This window comes from Syntrophomonas sp. UBA1041, from assembly GCF_002316705.1.
Classification (GTDB): Bacteria; Bacillota; Syntrophomonadia; order Syntrophomonadales; family Syntrophomonadaceae; genus DTU019.
Window position 1 is genome coordinate 1 of record NZ_DCEA01000045.1, and the last position, 447, is coordinate 447.

Sequence of the window (447 nt, forward strand, 5' to 3'; positions counted from 1 at the left end):
GGGCCGGGGAAAATCGGAGGGCTGAAAAGCCGCCCCGGCCATGCCCATGAAGTTGGCCCAAATGGGTCCGGCCACCACTCCGCCGGACTGGTTGACCTGGCGGTTGTCGTCGTAGCCTACCCAGACCGCGCAGCATAGATAGGGGGTGTAGCCCACAAACCAGGCGTCTTTGAACTCGTCGGTGGTGCCGGTCTTGCCCGCGCAGGGCCGGCCTACTGCAGATCTCAAATGGGCTCCGGTGCCTCCGCTCTGCATGACCCCGGTGAGCATATCGGTGATCAAATAGGCAGTGTTGACAGAGACGGATCGTTTCTGCTGAGTTCGGTTCTCTTCCATGACTTTGCCATTGGAGTCCACAACTTTAATGATCGAATAGGGCGCGCTGTAAACCCCTTTGTTGGCGAAGGCCGCATACCCGGCCGCCATCTGCAGCGGGGTCACTTCGGT

Annotated in this window: 1 protein-coding gene; it reads right to left on the minus strand. The window is 60.2% G+C overall.

What is annotated here, in order from left to right:
* Positions 1-447: penicillin-binding transpeptidase domain-containing protein (locus B2633_RS07070; protein WP_483169903.1), on the minus strand; the 447-nt coding region annotated here is incomplete at both ends.